At 70.1% G+C, this 16098-nt stretch carries 13 protein-coding genes; 12 read left to right on the top strand and 1 reads right to left on the bottom strand.

Translation table 11 applies throughout. The features are described 5' to 3' along the window. The first annotated feature begins 27 nt into the window (after positions 1 to 27). The 9 genes from ACZ6TU_RS35550 (at position 28) to ACZ6TU_RS35510 (ending at position 11227) form a co-directional block, all read left to right on the top strand. Entirely contained in the window at positions 28 to 984 is a 957-nt protein-coding gene (locus ACZ6TU_RS35550) for a hypothetical protein (RefSeq protein WP_469552965.1), read from the top strand. Between the two features lie 153 nt (positions 985 to 1137). Next, complete coding sequence (locus ACZ6TU_RS35545) at positions 1138 to 2520, top strand: nitrate/nitrite transporter (RefSeq protein ID WP_467667870.1); 1383 nt, start codon at positions 1138 to 1140, stop codon at positions 2518 to 2520. A 193-nt stretch (positions 2521 to 2713) separates the two neighbouring features. Next, complete coding sequence (locus ACZ6TU_RS35540) at positions 2714 to 3865, top strand: uroporphyrinogen-III synthase (RefSeq protein WP_467667872.1); 1152 nt, start codon at positions 2714 to 2716, stop codon at positions 3863 to 3865. A gap of 250 nt (positions 3866 to 4115) precedes the next feature. Beyond that, positions 4116 to 4709, top strand: coding sequence for a CGNR zinc finger domain-containing protein (locus tag ACZ6TU_RS35535; protein WP_469552964.1), 594 nt, complete (start codon positions 4116 to 4118; stop codon positions 4707 to 4709). 373 nt (positions 4710 to 5082) lie between these two features. Further along, positions 5083 to 5604: a sigma-70 family RNA polymerase sigma factor gene (locus tag ACZ6TU_RS35530; protein ID WP_010039908.1), complete on the top strand. Its 522-nt coding sequence runs from the start codon at positions 5083 to 5085 to the stop codon at positions 5602 to 5604. Then, complete coding sequence (locus tag ACZ6TU_RS35525) at positions 5604 to 6428, top strand: anti-sigma factor family protein (RefSeq protein ID WP_469552963.1); 825 nt, start codon at positions 5604 to 5606, stop codon at positions 6426 to 6428. The genes ACZ6TU_RS35530 and ACZ6TU_RS35525 overlap by 1 nt, the downstream gene beginning before the upstream one ends. A 60-nt stretch (positions 6429 to 6488) precedes the next feature. Continuing rightward, positions 6489 to 8810 carry a HelD family protein gene (locus ACZ6TU_RS35520; protein WP_467667878.1) on the top strand — a complete coding sequence of 774 codons (2322 nt, stop codon included), beginning with the start codon at positions 6489 to 6491 and terminating at the stop codon, positions 8808 to 8810. A 361-nt stretch (positions 8811 to 9171) separates the two neighbouring features. Then, positions 9172 to 10605 (top strand): NAD-dependent malic enzyme, encoded by a 1434-nt coding sequence (locus ACZ6TU_RS35515; protein ID WP_467667880.1) that lies wholly within the window; start codon positions 9172 to 9174, stop codon positions 10603 to 10605. A gap of 340 nt (positions 10606 to 10945) precedes the next feature. Then, positions 10946 to 11227: an HU family DNA-binding protein gene (locus ACZ6TU_RS35510; protein ID WP_003990598.1), complete on the top strand. Its 282-nt coding sequence runs from the start codon at positions 10946 to 10948 to the stop codon at positions 11225 to 11227. A 239-nt stretch (positions 11228 to 11466) separates the two neighbouring features. On the opposite strand, the gene murA is transcribed toward ACZ6TU_RS35510, so the two are convergent. After that, positions 11467 to 12807, bottom strand: coding sequence for a UDP-N-acetylglucosamine 1-carboxyvinyltransferase (gene murA / locus ACZ6TU_RS35505; protein WP_467667882.1), 1341 nt, complete (start codon positions 12805 to 12807; stop codon positions 11467 to 11469). A 308-nt stretch (positions 12808 to 13115) separates the two neighbouring features. On the opposite strand from murA, the gene ACZ6TU_RS35500 reads away from it, so the two are divergent. From ACZ6TU_RS35500 to ACZ6TU_RS35490, 3 genes are all read left to right on the top strand, one after another. Next, complete coding sequence (locus ACZ6TU_RS35500; protein WP_307175486.1) at positions 13116 to 13688, top strand: YqgE/AlgH family protein; 573 nt, start codon at positions 13116 to 13118, stop codon at positions 13686 to 13688. A 29-nt stretch (positions 13689 to 13717) separates the two neighbouring features. Next, the gene (locus tag ACZ6TU_RS35495) at positions 13718 to 13999 is read left to right on the top strand and encodes a DUF3039 domain-containing protein (RefSeq protein ID WP_010039914.1); all 282 of its coding nucleotides are present in this window, start codon (positions 13718 to 13720) and stop codon (positions 13997 to 13999) included. Positions 14000 to 14303: 304 nt separating this feature from the next. Next, positions 14304 to 15944: a beta-N-acetylhexosaminidase gene (locus ACZ6TU_RS35490; RefSeq protein ID WP_467667885.1), complete on the top strand. Its 1641-nt coding sequence runs from the start codon at positions 14304 to 14306 to the stop codon at positions 15942 to 15944. Positions 15945 to 16098 lie beyond the last annotated feature (154 nt).

Genomic DNA, 16098 nt, shown 5'->3' with positions numbered 1-16098 from the left:
CAGTCAGTGGCCCGGGGGAGCGGTGGGATGAGTAAGCGGCAGACACAGAAGATGTTGCGGCTGATGGCGAGCGGAGAGCCGGTCGAGCTCACCAGCCCGATGGCGTCCGTGAAGAAGCTCGCCCGGCTGGCCTTCGTCGCCCAGCAGTTCGGCTACGAGTACGCGGACGTCCGGCAGAGCACCGGCCGCAACGGCGCGCTCACCATGCTGATCCTGCCCGACCCCAGCCCGCAGGCCCGGGCCCGGGCCGCACAGAACTGGGCGCAGTACCCGGGCGCCGGCGACGGTGTCTCCCTCCCGCCGCTCGTGCCGGACGCCTTCGAGCTCCTCAAGGCCCGCATCAACTTCGACCTCACCGGCAAGAACGCCGAGAAGCGCATGGGCTGGGCGGCCCTCGGCATCACCGTCGGCTGCGTGGTCCTCGCCTTCCGCGCCGGCGGTGAGTCCTTCGACTTCGTCGCGGCGGGTGTGGTGTGGCTGCTGTTCATGGCGATCTTCGGCATCGGGCTGCTGGTCACGCGCAAGCGCAACACGAAGTTCGCAGCCAGGTTGCAGGCGGCCGGCTTCATGCCGGTGACGGATGAGAACGGGCGGTTGCGGTACCTGCCGCCCGGGGCGCAGCTGCCGGGGCACGGCAATCCGTTCGGGGGAGGACCGTACGGCGGTGCGCAGGCGGCTGGGGCGCCGGGGTACGCGGGTGCGCCGGGTCAGCCCGGCGGGATGCCCACTCCGGCCGGGGGCGCCCACGCAGGTTACGGACAGCAGGCGCCGGGACCGTACGCCCAGCCGGCACCGGGACCGTACGCCCAGCCGGCACCGGGCCCGTACCCCGCCCAGTCCGCGCCCGGCCCGTACCCGGCGCAGCCGGCACCGGGCCCGTACCCCGCCCAGCCCGCGCCCGGCCCGTACGGAAGCCAGCCCCCCGGCCCCTACAACCAGCCGTATCCCCAGCAGAATCCCCACTGGCAGCCCCCGCAACGCTGACACAACGCCACCGAACCTCTCATCCCGCCCAAGGCAGGGGTGAGAGCAAAGTTCCCTCGCGGTCACCCGCTGGCACAGCCACGAAACGCGTCCTCCCTACCTTCGGGATCAGCACTCATGGAACGACCGAGTCCCGGAGCAAGTGGAGGCGTCATGACAGGCCCTGGCACGGCACCCGCACCCCCGAGCAGGGGCGGACGCTGGATCCAGCACTGGGATCCGGAAAACGAGATCTTCTGGAAGGAGACCGGGGAGAAGGTCGCCCGCCGGAACCTCTTCTTCTCCGTGCTCTCCGAGCACATCGGCTTCTCGATCTGGACCCTGTGGTCCGTGCTGGTCCTCTTCATGGGCCCGGAGTACGGGCTGACCCCGGCCGACAAGTTCATGCTGACCTCGATGGTCACGCTCGTCGGCGCCGTCGTCCGCGTCCCCTACACCTTCGCCGTCGCGATCTTCGGCGGCCGGAACTGGACGATCATCTCCGCCGGCCTCCTCCTCGTCCCTACGGTCGCCGCGTTCACCGTGATGGAGCCGGGCACCTCCTTCTCCACCTTCCTGCTCGTCGGCCTGCTCGCCGGCATCGGCGGCGGCAACTTCGCCTCCTCCATGACCAACATCAACGCCTTCTTCCCGCTGCGGAAGAAGGGCTGGGCCCTCGGTCTGAACGCGGGTGGCGGCAACATCGGCGTACCGGTGATCCAGCTGGCCGCGCTCGCGATCATCGGCGCCGGCGGCGGGCCGCGCGTGCTGCTCGGGATCTACATCCCGCTGATCCTCGTCGCCGCGGTCATGGCCGCGCTGTTCATGGACAACCTGGAGAACGTCAAGAACGACACCGGTGCCGCCAAGGACGCGTCACGGGACGCCCACACGTGGATCATGTCCTTCCTCTACATCGGAACCTTCGGCTCCTTCATCGGCTACAGCTTCGCCTTCGGCCAGGTCCTGCAGAACCAGTTCGGACGCACCCCGCTGGAGGCGGCGTACGTCACCTTCATCGGTCCGCTCCTCGGCTCCCTGATCCGGCCCCTGGGCGGCTGGCTGGCCGACAAGTACGGCGGCGCGAAGATCAGTCTGTGGAACTACGTCGGCATGGGCGTCGCGACGGCGATCCTGATCGGTGCCTCGATGGAGAAGTCGCTGGCGCTGTTCACCGTGGCGTTCGTGGTGCTGTTCGTGCTCAGTGGGCTCGGCAACGGCTCGACGTTCAAGATGATCCCGGGCATCTTCCAGAACAAGGCCCTCGCCAAGGGGCTGAAGGGGGAAGCGGCCGCTGCCTACGGACGTCGCCTCTCCGGCGCCTCGATGGGACTCATCGGCGCGGTGGGCGCGCTCGGCGGCGTCGGCATCAACCTCGCCTTCCGCCAGTCCTTCATCTCCTACGGCTCCGGCACCGGCGCCTTCATCGCCTTCCTCGCCTTCTACGCGGTCTGCTTCGTGGTCACCTGGTCCGTATACCTTCGCCGTACGGCTCCCCGGGTACCCGCCACGACGGCGACCTCGGCGGAGCCGCAGCTCAGCTACGCCAAGGTGTGACGCTGTGCTGATCCGGGGCCATCCCCCCGGATCCCCGGCCGAAGCCCGCAGCCGTCGATCCGGCGGACAACGGCATCGGTAACACGAGCGACATCAAGCCGATCCGAGCCTGTCACGAGCCGTTGACAGGCTCGATCGGCATGTAGGTACGCCGTACCCATAAGTACGACGACTCGAGTGCGGGACGAGAGCCATGTACGAGGAAGAACAGCGACCGGACCACGGGCCCCTGGCGGGCTTCACCGTGGGCGTGACGGCCGCGCGCCGGGCCGACGAGCTGGGCACGCTGCTGCAGCGGCGCGGTGCCGCCGTTCTGCACGCCCCTGCCCTGCGGATCGTGCAGCTCGCCGACGACAGCGAGCTGCTGGGCGCGACGAAGGAGCTCATCCGCCAGGTGCCGGACATCGTGGTCGCCACGACCGCGATCGGTTTCCGGGGCTGGGTCGAGGCCGCCGACGGCTGGGGGCTCGGCGACGATCTGCTGTCGCGGCTCGGCGGCGTACGGATCCTGGCACGCGGCCCCAAGGTGAAGGGCGCGGTCCGCGCCGCCGGGCTGACGGAGGAGTGGTCGCCGTCGTCGGAGTCCATGGCGGAGGTGCTCGACCGGCTGCTGGAGGAGGGCGTGGACGGGCTGCGGATCGCCATCCAGCTGCACGGTGAGCCGCTGCCCGGGTTCGTGGAGGCGCTGCGGGAGGGCGGGGCCGAGGTCGTGGGCGTGCCCGTCTACCGGTGGATGCCGCCGGAGGACATCGCCCCGGTGGACCGCCTCCTGGACGCGACGGTTTCCCGGGGCGTGGACGCGTTGACCTTCACCAGTGCCCCGGCCGCGGCCTCCCTGCTCTCCCGGGCGGAGGAGCGCGGGATGCTCCACGAGGTACTGGAGGCCCTGAGCCACGACGTACTGTCGGCCTGCGTGGGTCCGGTCACCGCCCTGCCGCTGCAGTCCCGCGGCATTGACACCATCCAGCCCGAGCGTTTCCGGCTCGGCCCCCTCGTCCAGCTCCTCTGCAAGGAACTGCCCGGCCGGGCACGCACGCTGCCGATCGCCGGACACCGGGTGGAGATCCGCGGCCATGCCGTCCTGGTGGACGGTGACCTCAAGCCCGTGCCGCCCGCCGGTATGTCCCTCCTCCGCGCGCTCTCCCGCCGCCCCGGCTGGGTGGTCGCCCGCGCGGAACTCCTGCGCGCCCTCCCCGGCTCCGGCCGCGACGAGCACGCGGTCGAAACAGCCATGGCCCGCCTCCGCACGGCCCTCGGCACGCCGAAACTGATCCAGACGGTGGTCAAACGGGGCTACCGCCTCGCCCTGGACCCGGCAGCGGAGACGAAGTACGCGGACGCGTGACCGCATCCGCGAGTTGGGCGAAATACCGCCACGCTGACGCCCACCGCGCGACCGGGCCCGCTCGGCGTGGCGTGCACGCCATGGCCGGAACCCGTGCCCGGGCGGAGCCGTCCCTCACGACCGGCCCGTGCGAGGGGTTTCCGGCGCCGCAGTGGGCAGGCACTGTAAGAGGGAACGGTTTCCCAGCCCTCTCACTGGCACCCCGCCGAACCCCTCGCGACCGGGGTGCACCCTAGGCGGTGACAGGCACATGGCACTGGGTACGGCCACGGCCCCGTACGAGCTGCGGTTCGATGCCGGGCGGATCTGCCTCGATCTGCTCTCCACCACGCATCCGGAGGAACGGCTGGACTCCGTGGACGTGCTGCGCGTCTGGATCACCGGCTCCGGGCTCGTCCCGGCGGACACCGCCCTGGCCCACGCCGACGCCACCTGGCTGGTCGCCTTCCGCGAACTGCGCGGGCAGGTCGACCGGTTGGTGCGCGGCTGGTCGGGATCCGGAGCCCGGGCGTACGACTTCGCGCTCGCGCGCGTCAACGACCTCGCCCGTACCGCACCCCCTGCCCCGCGCGCCGTCCGCGGCGGAGACGGCGAGCTCGTACGTCAGTTGGACGGCCCGCCCGGCTGCCCCGCCCTGCTCGCGGCCGTCGCCCGGGATGCCGTGGACCTGCTGACCGACCCCGTCGCCCGCGCGGCCCTGCGGGAGTGCGAGGGCGACAACTGCCCCATCGTGTACCTCGACACCTCCCGGGGACGCAGGAGGCGCTGGTGCTCCAGCGAGGTCTGCGGGAACCGCGAACGGGTCGCCCGGCACCGCCGCCGCGCGGCACTCACCCGCGCTTAAGTCCCTTTTGCCCTTCACGGCAAGGCCGTTGGGTGGTCGCTGCATTCAATTTCCCTGTCCTAAATGCGACTTCTGCGGATGCACTGTCGAAGTGATTTCGATTACACGCCGTTTACCTACGCACCCGTAGGGAAGGCCTGGCTTGATCTGGTCGCTGTGGCGGAAATGTAAAGAACGCGGGGTGGGAATGTGCTCCCATGTCCCCCTCGTCACGCCACTCCGAAGAAATCTGTCACGTCTCTTTGAACACCCAACGCCTCACGTCCGTACGGCATGTGGAGCGACCGACTGGGGGAACCCCCGGACACCGGAGGTGGGCGTGCGCAAGGATTCCGTCGTGGCCAATGAACGTGCACCGAGGGCCCGACATCGCATGTCCCAGCCCTCGGAACCCGACGAGGAGCTGATGCGTGCGCTCTATCGCGAACACGCCGGACCCCTGCTTGCGTATGTCCTGCGCCTGGTCGCCGGAGACCGGCAGCGCGCCGAGGACGTCGTGCAGGAGACGCTCATCCGTGCCTGGAAGAACGCCGGTCAGCTCAATCGGGCGACCGGATCGGTACGCCCCTGGCTGGTGACGGTCGCCCGGCGCATCGTCATCGACGGCCACCGCAGCCGGCAGGCCCGGCCGCAGGAGGTCGACCCGTCGCCGCTGGAGGTCATCCCCGCGGAGGACGAGATCGACAAGGCGCTGTGGCTGATGACTCTCTCGGACGCACTCGACGACCTGACCCCCGCTCACCGGGAGGTGCTCGTCGAGACGTACTTCAAGGGGCGTACGGTCAATGAGGCGGCCGAGACCCTGGGCATACCCAGCGGAACCGTCCGCTCCAGGGTGTTCTACGCCCTGCGTTCGATGAAGCTGGCACTGGAGGAGCGGGGGGTGACGGCGTGATGAGTGTTTACGGGGGAAACCAGGGGTTCGGCACGGGAGGCATGGGTATGTCTGGACCCATGCAGGAATCTCCGGTGCCGAACGAGCACGAGACCGTCGGCGCCTACGCTCTCGGCATCCTCGACGACGCCGAAGCAACCGCTTTCGAAGCCCACCTCGCGACCTGTGAATGGTGCGCCCAGCAGCTCGACGAGCTGGCCGGCATGGAGCCGATGCTCGCCGCCCTCGCCGACCTGCCCGGCTCCGGCACGCCCGCGATCGGCGAGTCGCTGTCCGCGAAGCCCCGGCCGCGCCTGGTGGAGAAGCTGGTCGACGAGGTCGCCGACCGCCGCGCCCAGAAGCGCCGCCGCAGTTTCTACATGGTGGCCGCGGCCGGCGCGCTGATCATCGGCGGTCCCTTCGTCGCGGTCGCGACGAACGGCGGCGACGGCGGCGGCGCGGAGAACCGCCCGCTCGCGTCGAGTCCCGCCAAGGAAGCCTTCGACGGCATCTCCGACAAGATCACGGCCACCGACCCGAACACCAAGGTCTCCGCGACCGTCGCAGTCCAGAAGAAGGACTGGGGCACCGGAATGGTCCTGGAGCTGAAGAACGTCAAGGGCCCGCTCAAGTGCGCCCTCGTCGCGGTCGGCAAGAACGGCGAGCGGGAGACCCTGTCCTCCTGGTCCGTCCCGGAATGGGGCTACGGCCTGCCGGACGCCAAGTCCGAGAAGGCCAAGGAGCCGCTGTACGTCCAGGGCGGCGCCGCCTTCGAGCCGAACGAGATCGACCACTTCGAGGTAGTGACCTTCGACGGCAAGCGGCTGGTCGAGGTCGACGCGTAGCCTTACCGGGTCCCCTTCGCGTACGGTGGACGGCTGCCCAGCACGTCAGAAGGGGGCCCGGTGGCCGCTCAGGCTCAACAGGAAACCGCGCTCGACTCCCTGAGAGACAGAGAGATCGGCGTCGAACAGGAACACCTGGACCGGGTGTACCGGCGTCTCGAGGAGAAGATCCACGAGGCCGAGTTCCTCATGAACGACGCGGCCCAGCGCGGCCAGGTCGGCACCCCCGGCGCGCTCGCCGAGCGGGACGCCCAGGTCTTCCGCGCGGGCATACACCTCAGCCGGCTGAACAACGAGTTCGAGGACTTCCTCTTCGGCCGCATCGACCTGCTGCGCGGCAAGGACGGCAAGAAGGGCCCCGACGGTGCGTACACCGCCGTCGAACCCGCCGAGGGCTCGATCCGTGAGGACAACACCGCCGACATCGCCGAGACGCTGCACATCGGCCGCATCGGCGTCCTCGACCAGGACTACGCCCCGCTGGTGATCGACTGGCGGGCGCCGGCCGCCGCTCCCTTCTACCGGTCGACGCCCGTGGACCCCGGCCGGGTCGTCCGCCGCCGGGTCATCCGCTCCAAGGGACGCAGGGTGCTCGGCGTCGAGGACGACCTGATGCGCCCCGAGCTGACGGCCTTCCTCGACGGCCACGAGCTGTCCGTCATCGGTGACGGTGCCCTGATGGCCGCGCTCGGCCAGGCCCGCAGCCACACCATGCGCGACATCGTCGCCTCCATCCAGGCCGAGCAGGACCTGGTCATCCGCGCCCCCGCCGCCTCCGTGACCTACGTCGAGGGCGGCCCGGGCACCGGCAAGACCGCCGTCGCCCTGCACCGCGCGGCCTACCTCCTCTACCAGGACCGCCGCCGGTACGCGGGCGGCATCCTGATCGTCTCGCCGACCCCGCTGCTCGTCGCCTACACCGAGGGCGTGCTGCCCTCGCTCGGCGAGGAGGGCCAGGTCGCCATCCGCGCCATCGGCTCCCTCGTCGACGGCGCCGAGGCCACGCTCTACGACTCCCCGTCCGTGGCCCGCGCCAAGGGCTCGTCCCGCATGCTCAAGGTGCTGCGCAAGGCCGCGCGCGGAGCCCTGGAGCTGAACGATTCACCGGCCCGGCTGCGCGTGGTCGCCTTCGGCCGCCGACTGGAGCTGGAGGCCGAGCAGCTGGCGGGCATCCGCCGCGCCGCCCTCGGCGGCACCGCCCCCGTGAACCTGCTGCGCCCCCGCGCCCGCAAGCTTCTCCTGGACGCCCTGTGGGAGCAGTCCGGCGCGGCCGGCCGCCACGCCGACCCGGAGCTCGCCGCCGAGCTGCGTTCCTCCTTCGACGAGGACATCACCTCCGAGGACGCCTTCATCGAATTCCTCGACGCCTGGTGGCCCGAACTGACCCCGGCGGCCGTCCTGGACGCCATGGCCGACGAGCGGCGCCTCGGCCGCTGGGCCCGGCGGATCCTCAACCCCGGGGAGATCCGCAAGGTCGCCCGCTCCCTCAGGCGAGACGGCTACTCGGTGCACGACATCGCGATGCTCGACGAGCTCCAGGCCGTCCTCGGCGCCCCGGCCCGCCCCCGGAAGAAGCGCGAACTCGATCCGCTCGACCAGCTCACCGGTCTGGAGGAGCTGATGCCGGTGCGCGAGGAGTCGCAGCGCGAGCGCGCCGAGCGGCTGGCCGCCGAGCGCACCGAGTACGCCCACGTCATCGTCGACGAGGCCCAGGACCTCACCCCGATGCAGTGGCGCATGGTCGGCCGCCGTGGCCGGCACGCCACCTGGACGGTCGTCGGGGACCCGGCCCAGTCCTCCTGGTCCGACCCGGACGAGGCCGCCGAGGCCCGCGACGAGGCCCTCGGCACCCGTCCGCGCCGCCGCTTCGAGCTCACGGTGAACTACCGCAATCCGGCCGAGATCGCCGAGCTCGCCTCGAAGGTGCTGGCCCTGGCCATGCCCGGCTCCGCGTCCCCGAAGGCGGTCCGCTCCACCGGAGTCGAGCCCCGCTTCACAGTCGTGGACAACACTTTGGCCGAAACAGTCCGCGCCGAGGCGGCCCGGCTGCTGGAGCGCGTCGACGGCACGGTCGGTGTGGTCGTCGCCATGCAGCGCCGAGAGGAGGCCCGCCGCTGGCTCGCCGGGCTCGGCATGGGGGTCCCCCCGGTCGAGCGAAGCCGAGACTGGGGGAGGGTCGTGGTCCTCGGCAGCCTGGAGGCGAAGGGCCTGGAGTACGACGCGACGGTCGTGGTCTCCCCGGCGGAGATCGCCGACGAGTCCCCGGCCGGCCTGCGTGTGCTCTACGTCGCACTGACCCGGGCCACGCAGCAGCTCACGGTCGTCTCGGCCGAACGGGACGAGCCCGACGCGGCGGGAGTACCGGACCTGCTCAGGGACTGACCCGTCCTTCCGGTCCTTCCGGCGGACCGTGCCCGGATACCCACTTGTCGGTGAAATGAACTCCCGGTACGGGAATGGCCTTACGGGATCTGTTTGTTAGCCTGGACGTGGCACCGGCCCGATCCAAGCCCCCGGGCCCAACCATCGTCGCTACGAGCGACCACTTGCCGCGAGGCGAGCATGGCGGGTCGGTGTCGCTTACTTCCCGAGGGACCCACGTCAGAGTGACGTGGGTCTCTTTTTGCTGGCCTGTTCCGCGAACAAAAAGTTCGCAATCGAGGGTGGCTACCTGCTACCCGGCGGTAGGTGCGACGATCGGACGGCACAAATCAGCGTCAGGTGAAAGCAGAGGAAGTCGGCCATGGCAACGGCGCCCAGCGTCTCCTACTCGATGACGGTCCGGCTGGAGGTGCCCGCGAGCGGAACCGCCGTCTCGCAGCTCACCACCGCCGTGGAGTCCTCCGGAGGCTCGGTGACCGGCCTCGACGTCACCGCATCCGGTCACGAGAAGCTCCGTATCGACGTCACCATCGCGGCCTCGTCGACCGCGCACGCGGACGAGATCGTCGAGGAACTCCGCGGCATCGAGGGCGTCACGCTGGGCAAGGTCTCGGACCGGACCTTCCTCATGCACCTCGGCGGCAAGATCGAGATGGCGTCCAAGCACCCCATCCGCAACCGTGACGACCTGTCCATGGTCTACACGCCGGGCGTGGCCCGCGTCTGCATGGCGATCGCCGAGAACCCCGAGGACGCCCGCCGCCTCACCATCAAGCGCAACTCCGTTGCGGTCGTGACGGACGGCTCCGCCGTGCTGGGCCTGGGCAACATCGGCCCGAAGGCCGCGCTGCCCGTCATGGAGGGCAAGGCGGCCCTGTTCAAGCGGTTCGCCGGCATCGACGCCTGGCCGATCTGCCTCGACACCCAGGACACCGACGCGATCGTCGAGATCGTCAAGGCGATCGCCCCGGGCTTCGCGGGCATCAACCTGGAGGACATCTCCGCTCCCCGCTGCTTCGAGATCGAGGCCCGGCTGCGCGAGGCCCTCGACATCCCCGTCTTCCACGACGACCAGCACGGCACCGCGATCGTCGTCCTCGCCGCCCTCACGAACGCACTTCGCGTCACGGGCAAGGCGATCGAGAACATCCGGGTCGTCATGTCCGGTGCCGGCGCGGCCGGTACGGCCATCCTGAAGCTGCTGCTGGCCGCGGGCGTCAAGAACGCCGTCGTCGCCGACATCCACGGTGTCGTGCACGCGGGTCGCGAGGACCTGGTGGACGCCGCCCCGGACTCGGCGCTGCGCTGGATCGCCGACAACACCAACCCCGAGGGCCTGACCGGCACGCTCAAGGAGGCCGTGCGCGGCGCCGACGTCTTCATCGGCGTCTCGGCCCCGAACGTCCTCGACGGCGACGACGTGGCCGCCATGGCCGAGGGTGCCATCGTGTTCGCGCTCGCGAACCCGGACCCCGAGGTCGACCCGGCAATCGCCCGCCAGACCGCGGCCGTTGTGGCCACCGGCCGTTCCGACTTCCCGAACCAGATCAACAACGTGCTGGTCTTCCCGGGTGTCTTCCGCGGTCTGCTGGACGCCCAGTCCCGCACGGTCAACACGGAGATGATGCTGGCCGCCGCGACCGCCCTCGCGGACGTGGTGACCGAGGACGAGCTGAACCCGAACTACATCATCCCGAGCGTCTTCAACGACAAGGTCGCGGGCGCGGTCGCCGGAGCGGTCCGGGAGGCCGCCAAGGCGGTGGGCGCGACGGTCAGCAGCTCGTCCGGCGTCTGAGGACGAGGCCGCTCGGCCCGCAGTGAGTCCGGGGGCGACAGCCCCCGGACTGTGAGGATCCCCACGGCAACCCGGAAAACGGCGCGTCGCAAGACCACTGTCAGCGGCGGACCCCTATCGTGGCGGCCAGGCTCAGGCCCTCTTTTCGTGTGACTCCCCAAGGGTGTTCTCACGACTCCGCCGGGTGCCGGATTGGCTTTCCCGCCGCAGGTAGAGGCAGGATGCCTCCCTGGGCGCGAGGGTCTGACGACGGACCCGGGTCCGGGGACTCATTGAGGACCCTGGCAGCATCGGCTTCGATCTGACGCCTCAACGGCAAGATGAACACGGGAGTAACAACATGAACCGCAGTGAGCTGGTGGCCGCGCTGGCCGACCGCGCCGAGGTGACCCGCAAGGACGCCGACGCCGTGCTGGCCGCGTTCGCCGACGTGGTCGGCGACATCGTCTCCAAGGGGGACGAGAAGGTCACGATCCCCGGCTTCCTGACCTTCGAGCGCACCCACCGTGCCGCTCGCACCGCCCGCAACCCGCAGACCGGCGAGCCCATCCAGATCCCGGCTGGCTACAGCGTGAAGGTCTCCGCGGGCTCCAAGCTCAAGGAAGCGGCCAAGGGTAAGTGACCTGGTCGTTCGTACGTCTCAGGACGACGTACGAGGCACAGTGACACCAAAGGGGCGGCCACCCGAATCGGGTGGCCGCCCCTTTGGCATCACTGCGTGTGCTGACTGCGTGTACTACCCGAGCGCCCTGCCCGGCAGTGCCACCTTCGCGCCCGGCTCCATGAGCTTCTCCATGCTGTGCTTTCCCGGGGGATGACCCCCGGACCCCCAGCCGGGCGGGCGTTGCTCCAGGGCCGGGATCAGCCGAGCGCCTTGCCGGGGAGCTCGACCTTCGCGCCCAGCTCCATGAGCTTCTCCATGAAGTTCTCGTAGCCTCGGTTGATGAGGCCGATGCCGTGGACGCGGGACGTGCCCTGGGCCGCCAGCGCCGCGATGAGGTACGAGAAGCCGCCGCGGAGGTCGGGGATGACCAGATCGGCGCCCTGGAGCTTGGTGGGGCCGGAGACGACGGCCGAGTGGAGGAAGTTGCGCTGGCCGAAGCGGCAGTCGGAGCCGCCCAGGCACTCGCGGTAGAGCTGGATGTGGGCGCCCATCTGGTTCAGGGCGGAGGTGAAGCCGAGGCGGGACTCGTAGACCGTCTCGTGGATGATGGACAGGCCCGTGGCCTGGGTCAGGGCCACCACCAGGGGCTGCTGCCAGTCGGTCTGGAAGCCGGGGTGGACGTCCGTCTCCAGCGCGATGGACTTCAGCTGGCCGCCGGGGTGCCAGAAGCGGATGCCCTCGTCGTCGATCTCGAAGGCCCCGCCCACCTTCCGGTAGGTGTTCAGGAACGTCATCATCGAGCGCTGCTGGGCGCCACGGACGAGGATGTTGCCCTCGGTCGCCAGCGCGGCCGACGCCCAGGACGCGGCCTCCAGGCGGTCGGACAGGGCGCGGTGGTTGTAGCCGCCGAGCTGGTCCACACCGGTGATGCGGATCGTCCGGTCGGTGTCCATCGCGATGATGGCGCCCATCTTCTGAAGGACGCAGATCAGGTCCTCGATCTCCGGCTCGACAGCCGCGTTCGAGAGCTCGGTGACACCCTCGGCGAGCACCGCCGTCAGCAGCACCTGCTCGGTCGCGCCCACGGACGGGTACGGCAGCCGGATCTTCGTGCCCCGCAGCCGCTGCGGCGCCTCCAGGTACTGCCCGTCCGCCCGCTTCTCGATCCGCGCGCCGAACTGCCGCAGCACGTCGAAGTGGAAGTCGATGGGCCGGCCGCCGATGTCGCAGCCGCCGAGGCCCGGGATGAACGCGTGGCCGAGGCGGTGCAGAAGGGGGCCGCAGAAGAGGATCGGGATACGGCTCGAACCCGCGTGGGCATCGATGTCAGCGACGTTCGCGCTCTCCACGCGCGTCGGATCCATCACCAGTTCGCCGGGTTCGTCCCCCGGACGGACCGTCACGCCGTGCAGCTGCAACAGACCCCGAACGACCCGTACGTCACGGATGTCCGGAACATTGCGGAGCCGGCTCGGAGCGCTGCCCAGCAGCGCTGCCACCATGGCCTTCGGTACGAGGTTCTTCGCACCGCGGACACGGATCTCGCCCTCCAGCGGGGTTCCGCCGTGGACAAGCAGGACATCGTCGTTGACGGTCATGAATCTCGCGTTCCGTGGAGTCGGGCAGGGGCCAGGAGGGAAAGGGTAATCGCCCTCCACCCCCCTTCCGTAAGCCTGAGTCAGACCCAGCCACGTCATAGCTCTGTCACAACACGAACCGTTCCGTGCCGGGCACGTGGGGTCACGGTCACGTCCGTGCGCGCCGGACGTATCGGTGCGCCCGCCCGTCTCCCGCCGTCACCCTCGATCGAGGCCTTACCAGGCCGCATCCTTGATTCATGGCCGCGTTCACTCCCGTCCCCGCATTGCCTCCCCGCGTGGAGGGAAGATGCGGGATCATGTCTGGCATGACCGAGGTGTCCTCGCTCACAGGGCGGTTGCTCGTGGCCACGCCCGCCCTGGCGGACCCGAACTTCGACCGCGCGGTGGTGCTGCTCCTCGACCACGACGAGGAGGGCTCCCTCGGTGTCGTCCTCAACCGCCCCACCCCGGTGGACGTGGACGACATCCTGGAGGGCTGGGGGGATCTCGCCGGCGAACCCGGCGTCGTGTTCCAAGGCGGCCCGGTGTCGCTGGACTCGGCCCTCGGGGTCGCCGTCGTCCCCGGCGGCGCGTCCGGGGAGGCCGCACCGCTGGGCTGGCGCCGGGTGCACGGCGCGATCGGTCTGGTCGATCTGGAGGCCCCGCCGGAACTGCTGGCCTCCGCCCTCGGCTCGCTGCGGATCTTCGCCGGATACGCCGGCTGGGGCCCGGGCCAGCTGGAGGACGAGCTGGTGGACGGCGCGTGGTACGTCGTCGAGTCGGAGCCCGGTGACGTCTCCTCGCCGTCCCCGGAGAGGCTCTGGCGCGAGGTGCTGCGCCGCCAGCGCAACGAGCTGGCGATGGTGGCGACGTACCCGGACGACCCTTCGCTCAACTGATGTCTGTGAGCTTCAGTACCCTTGGGTTCATGAGCACTCTCGAGCCCGAGCGCGGGACTGGTACGGGGACCCTCGTAGAGCCGACGCCGCAGACCTCCCACGGTGACGGTGACCACGAGCGCTTCGCCCACTACGTCCAGAAGGACAAGATCATGGCGAGCGCCCTCGACGGCACCCCCGTCGTGGCGCTGTGCGGCAAGGTCTGGGTGCCGGGCCGCGACCCGAAGAAGTACCCGGTGTGTCCCATGTGCAAGGAGATCTACGAGTCCATGGGCTCCGGCGACGACGACAAGGGCAAGGGCGACAAGTAACGCCCGCCCGCGCGGGGCGTAAGGCCTCCAGGGTGCGCTTTGGGCGCCCTGGGGGCTTTTGTGCTGTCGTCCGGGCGTTGCGCGGGATGCTGCAAGGCTCCTTCAGGCCAGGGAGCACTCAACAGCCTCGTCGTCGTCGCGGGCTGTGTGGAGATCGCCTCCGCACTCATCGCGTTTCTCGCCGCGACCGCCGTGACACGATTCCGCTTCCGTTTCTTCGGACCACCTTGCCGATCATGACACTTCCCAGTCGACGCTGCCGATGGCCTTGTCTGCGGACCGGGCGGAGCGGTGAAGGACTGACGTGACTGAACTGATCCCGAAGCCCCGCAGCGTCGTCGCCATCACCGGCGAGGTGCGGCTGACGACGCACTCCCGGCTCTACGCCTGCTCCGGGACGCAGGGCGTCGGCCACTGGCTGCGCACCGTTCTCTGGCAGGCCACCGGTCTGCCGTTGCGCGAGGGGCGGGAACTCGACGATGTCGGCGGCGACGGCATCGGGCTCCAACTCGATCCCGAGCTCGGCCCCGAGGAGTACCGCCTCGTCAGCGACCGGAACGGCGTCCTCATCGGGGGCGGCAGCGCGGCCGGTGTCTTCTGGGGTGCCCAGACCCTGCGGCAGCTTCTCGGCCCTGACGCGTACCGCAAGGCTCCGCTCAGCCGCGACCGCGCCTGGGCCGTGCCGTACCTCACGATCGAGGACGCCCCCCGTTTCCGCTGGCGCGGCCTCATGCTCGACGTCGCCCGGCACTTCATGCCCAAGGAAGGTGTCCTGCGCTATCTCGATCTGATGGCGGCGCACAAACTCAACGTCTTCCACTTCCATCTGACGGACGACCAGGGCTGGCGCATCGAGATCCAGCGGCATCCACGGCTGACGGAGATCGGCTCCTGGCGGGCCCGGACGAAAACCGGCCACCGGGCCTCGCCGCTGTGGGAGGAGAAGCCGCACGGCGGCTACTACACCCAGGACGACATCCGGGAGATCGTCGCCTACGCCGCCGAGCGGCATATCACCGTCGTCCCCGAAATCGACGTACCCGGCCACTCGCAGGCCGCCATCGCCGCGTACCCGGAACTCGGCAACACCGACGTCATCGCTGCATCCATTGAGGGGGGCACATCCCTCTCCGTCTGGGACACCTGGGGAATCAACCCGAACGTACTCGCCCCCACTGACAACACCCTGCGCTTCTACGAGGGTGTCTTCGAGGAAGTACTGGAGCTGTTCCCGTCCGAGTTCGTCCACGTCGGCGGCGACGAATGCCCCAAGGGCCAGTGGCGGCGGTCCGAGACCGCCCAGGCGCGCATCAGGGAACTCGGACTCGCGGACGAGGACGAGCTCCAGTCGTGGTTCATCGGGCACTTCGACGCCTGGCTCTCCGTGCGCGGGCGCCGGCTGATCGGCTGGGACGAGATCCTGGAGGGCGGGCTGGCGAAGGGCGCGGCCGTGTCCTCCTGGCGCGGCTACGCCGGAGGCATCGCCGCCGCGCGGGCCGGCCACGACGTCGTCATGTGCCCCGAGCAGCAGGTGTATCTGGACCACCGTCAGGCCCCGGGCCCCGACGAGCCGGTACCGATCGGGTGGGTGCGCACCCTGGAGGACGTCTACCGATTCGAGCCCGTGCCGCCGGAGTTGACGCCCGAGGAGGCCCGGCACGTGCTCGGCACCCAGGCCAACGTGTGGACCGAAGTGTTGGAGGACCAGGCACGCGTGGACTACCAGACGTTCCCCCGGCTCGCGGCCTTCGCCGAGGTCGCCTGGAGCGCCCTGCCCGACCCGGCGGAACGGGACTTCGCCGGCTTCGAGCGCCGCATGACCGCCCACTACCGGCGTCTCGACGCCCTCGGCGTCGCCTACCGGCCACCCGCCGGCCCGCTGCCCTGGCAGCGGCGCCCCGGGGTGCCGGGCCGCCCGAAGGACGGCCCGCCGCCCCGCCGGTAGCAGGCGGGCCGTCGCTACCGAACAGCTCGAACAGGCCACGGAAAATGCGCACAAGGGTCACCGAAAGTGCCAATCCGCGCGCACTGGCGAACCCGTGCGAAAACGGACGATCTCCCCGGTGAGGTGGGCGAATGCCTCCTAGCGGACCCGTGTC

Source organism: Streptomyces sp. NPDC052064, from assembly GCF_055585925.1.
Note: the sequence above shows the minus strand (reverse complement) of the source record. Positions and strands in the feature narration are given on the sequence as shown.

Excerpts from the sequence above, each read along its gene's own strand:
- ACZ6TU_RS35540 (WP_467667872.1), top strand. The coding sequence starts at position 2,714 with ATGTACGAGGAAGAACAGCGACCGGACCACGGGCCCCTGGCGGGCTTC.
- ACZ6TU_RS35500 (WP_307175486.1), top strand. The coding sequence starts at position 13,116 with ATGACCGAGGTGTCCTCGCTCACAGGGCGGTTGCTCGTGGCCACGCCC.
- murA (WP_467667882.1), bottom strand. The coding sequence starts at position 12,807 with ATGACCGTCAACGACGATGTCCTGCTTGTCCACGGCGGAACCCCGCTG.
- ACZ6TU_RS35515 (WP_467667880.1), top strand. The coding sequence starts at position 9,172 with ATGGCAACGGCGCCCAGCGTCTCCTACTCGATGACGGTCCGGCTGGAG.
- ACZ6TU_RS35525 (WP_469552963.1), top strand. The coding sequence starts at position 5,604 with ATGAGTGTTTACGGGGGAAACCAGGGGTTCGGCACGGGAGGCATGGGT.
- ACZ6TU_RS35510 (WP_003990598.1), top strand. The coding sequence starts at position 10,946 with ATGAACCGCAGTGAGCTGGTGGCCGCGCTGGCCGACCGCGCCGAGGTG.
- ACZ6TU_RS35550 (WP_469552965.1), top strand. The coding sequence starts at position 28 with ATGAGTAAGCGGCAGACACAGAAGATGTTGCGGCTGATGGCGAGCGGA.
- ACZ6TU_RS35530 (WP_010039908.1), top strand. The coding sequence starts at position 5,083 with ATGTCCCAGCCCTCGGAACCCGACGAGGAGCTGATGCGTGCGCTCTAT.
- ACZ6TU_RS35495 (WP_010039914.1), top strand. The coding sequence starts at position 13,718 with ATGAGCACTCTCGAGCCCGAGCGCGGGACTGGTACGGGGACCCTCGTA.
- ACZ6TU_RS35545 (WP_467667870.1), top strand. The coding sequence starts at position 1,138 with ATGACAGGCCCTGGCACGGCACCCGCACCCCCGAGCAGGGGCGGACGC.
- ACZ6TU_RS35535 (WP_469552964.1), top strand. The coding sequence starts at position 4,116 with ATGGCACTGGGTACGGCCACGGCCCCGTACGAGCTGCGGTTCGATGCC.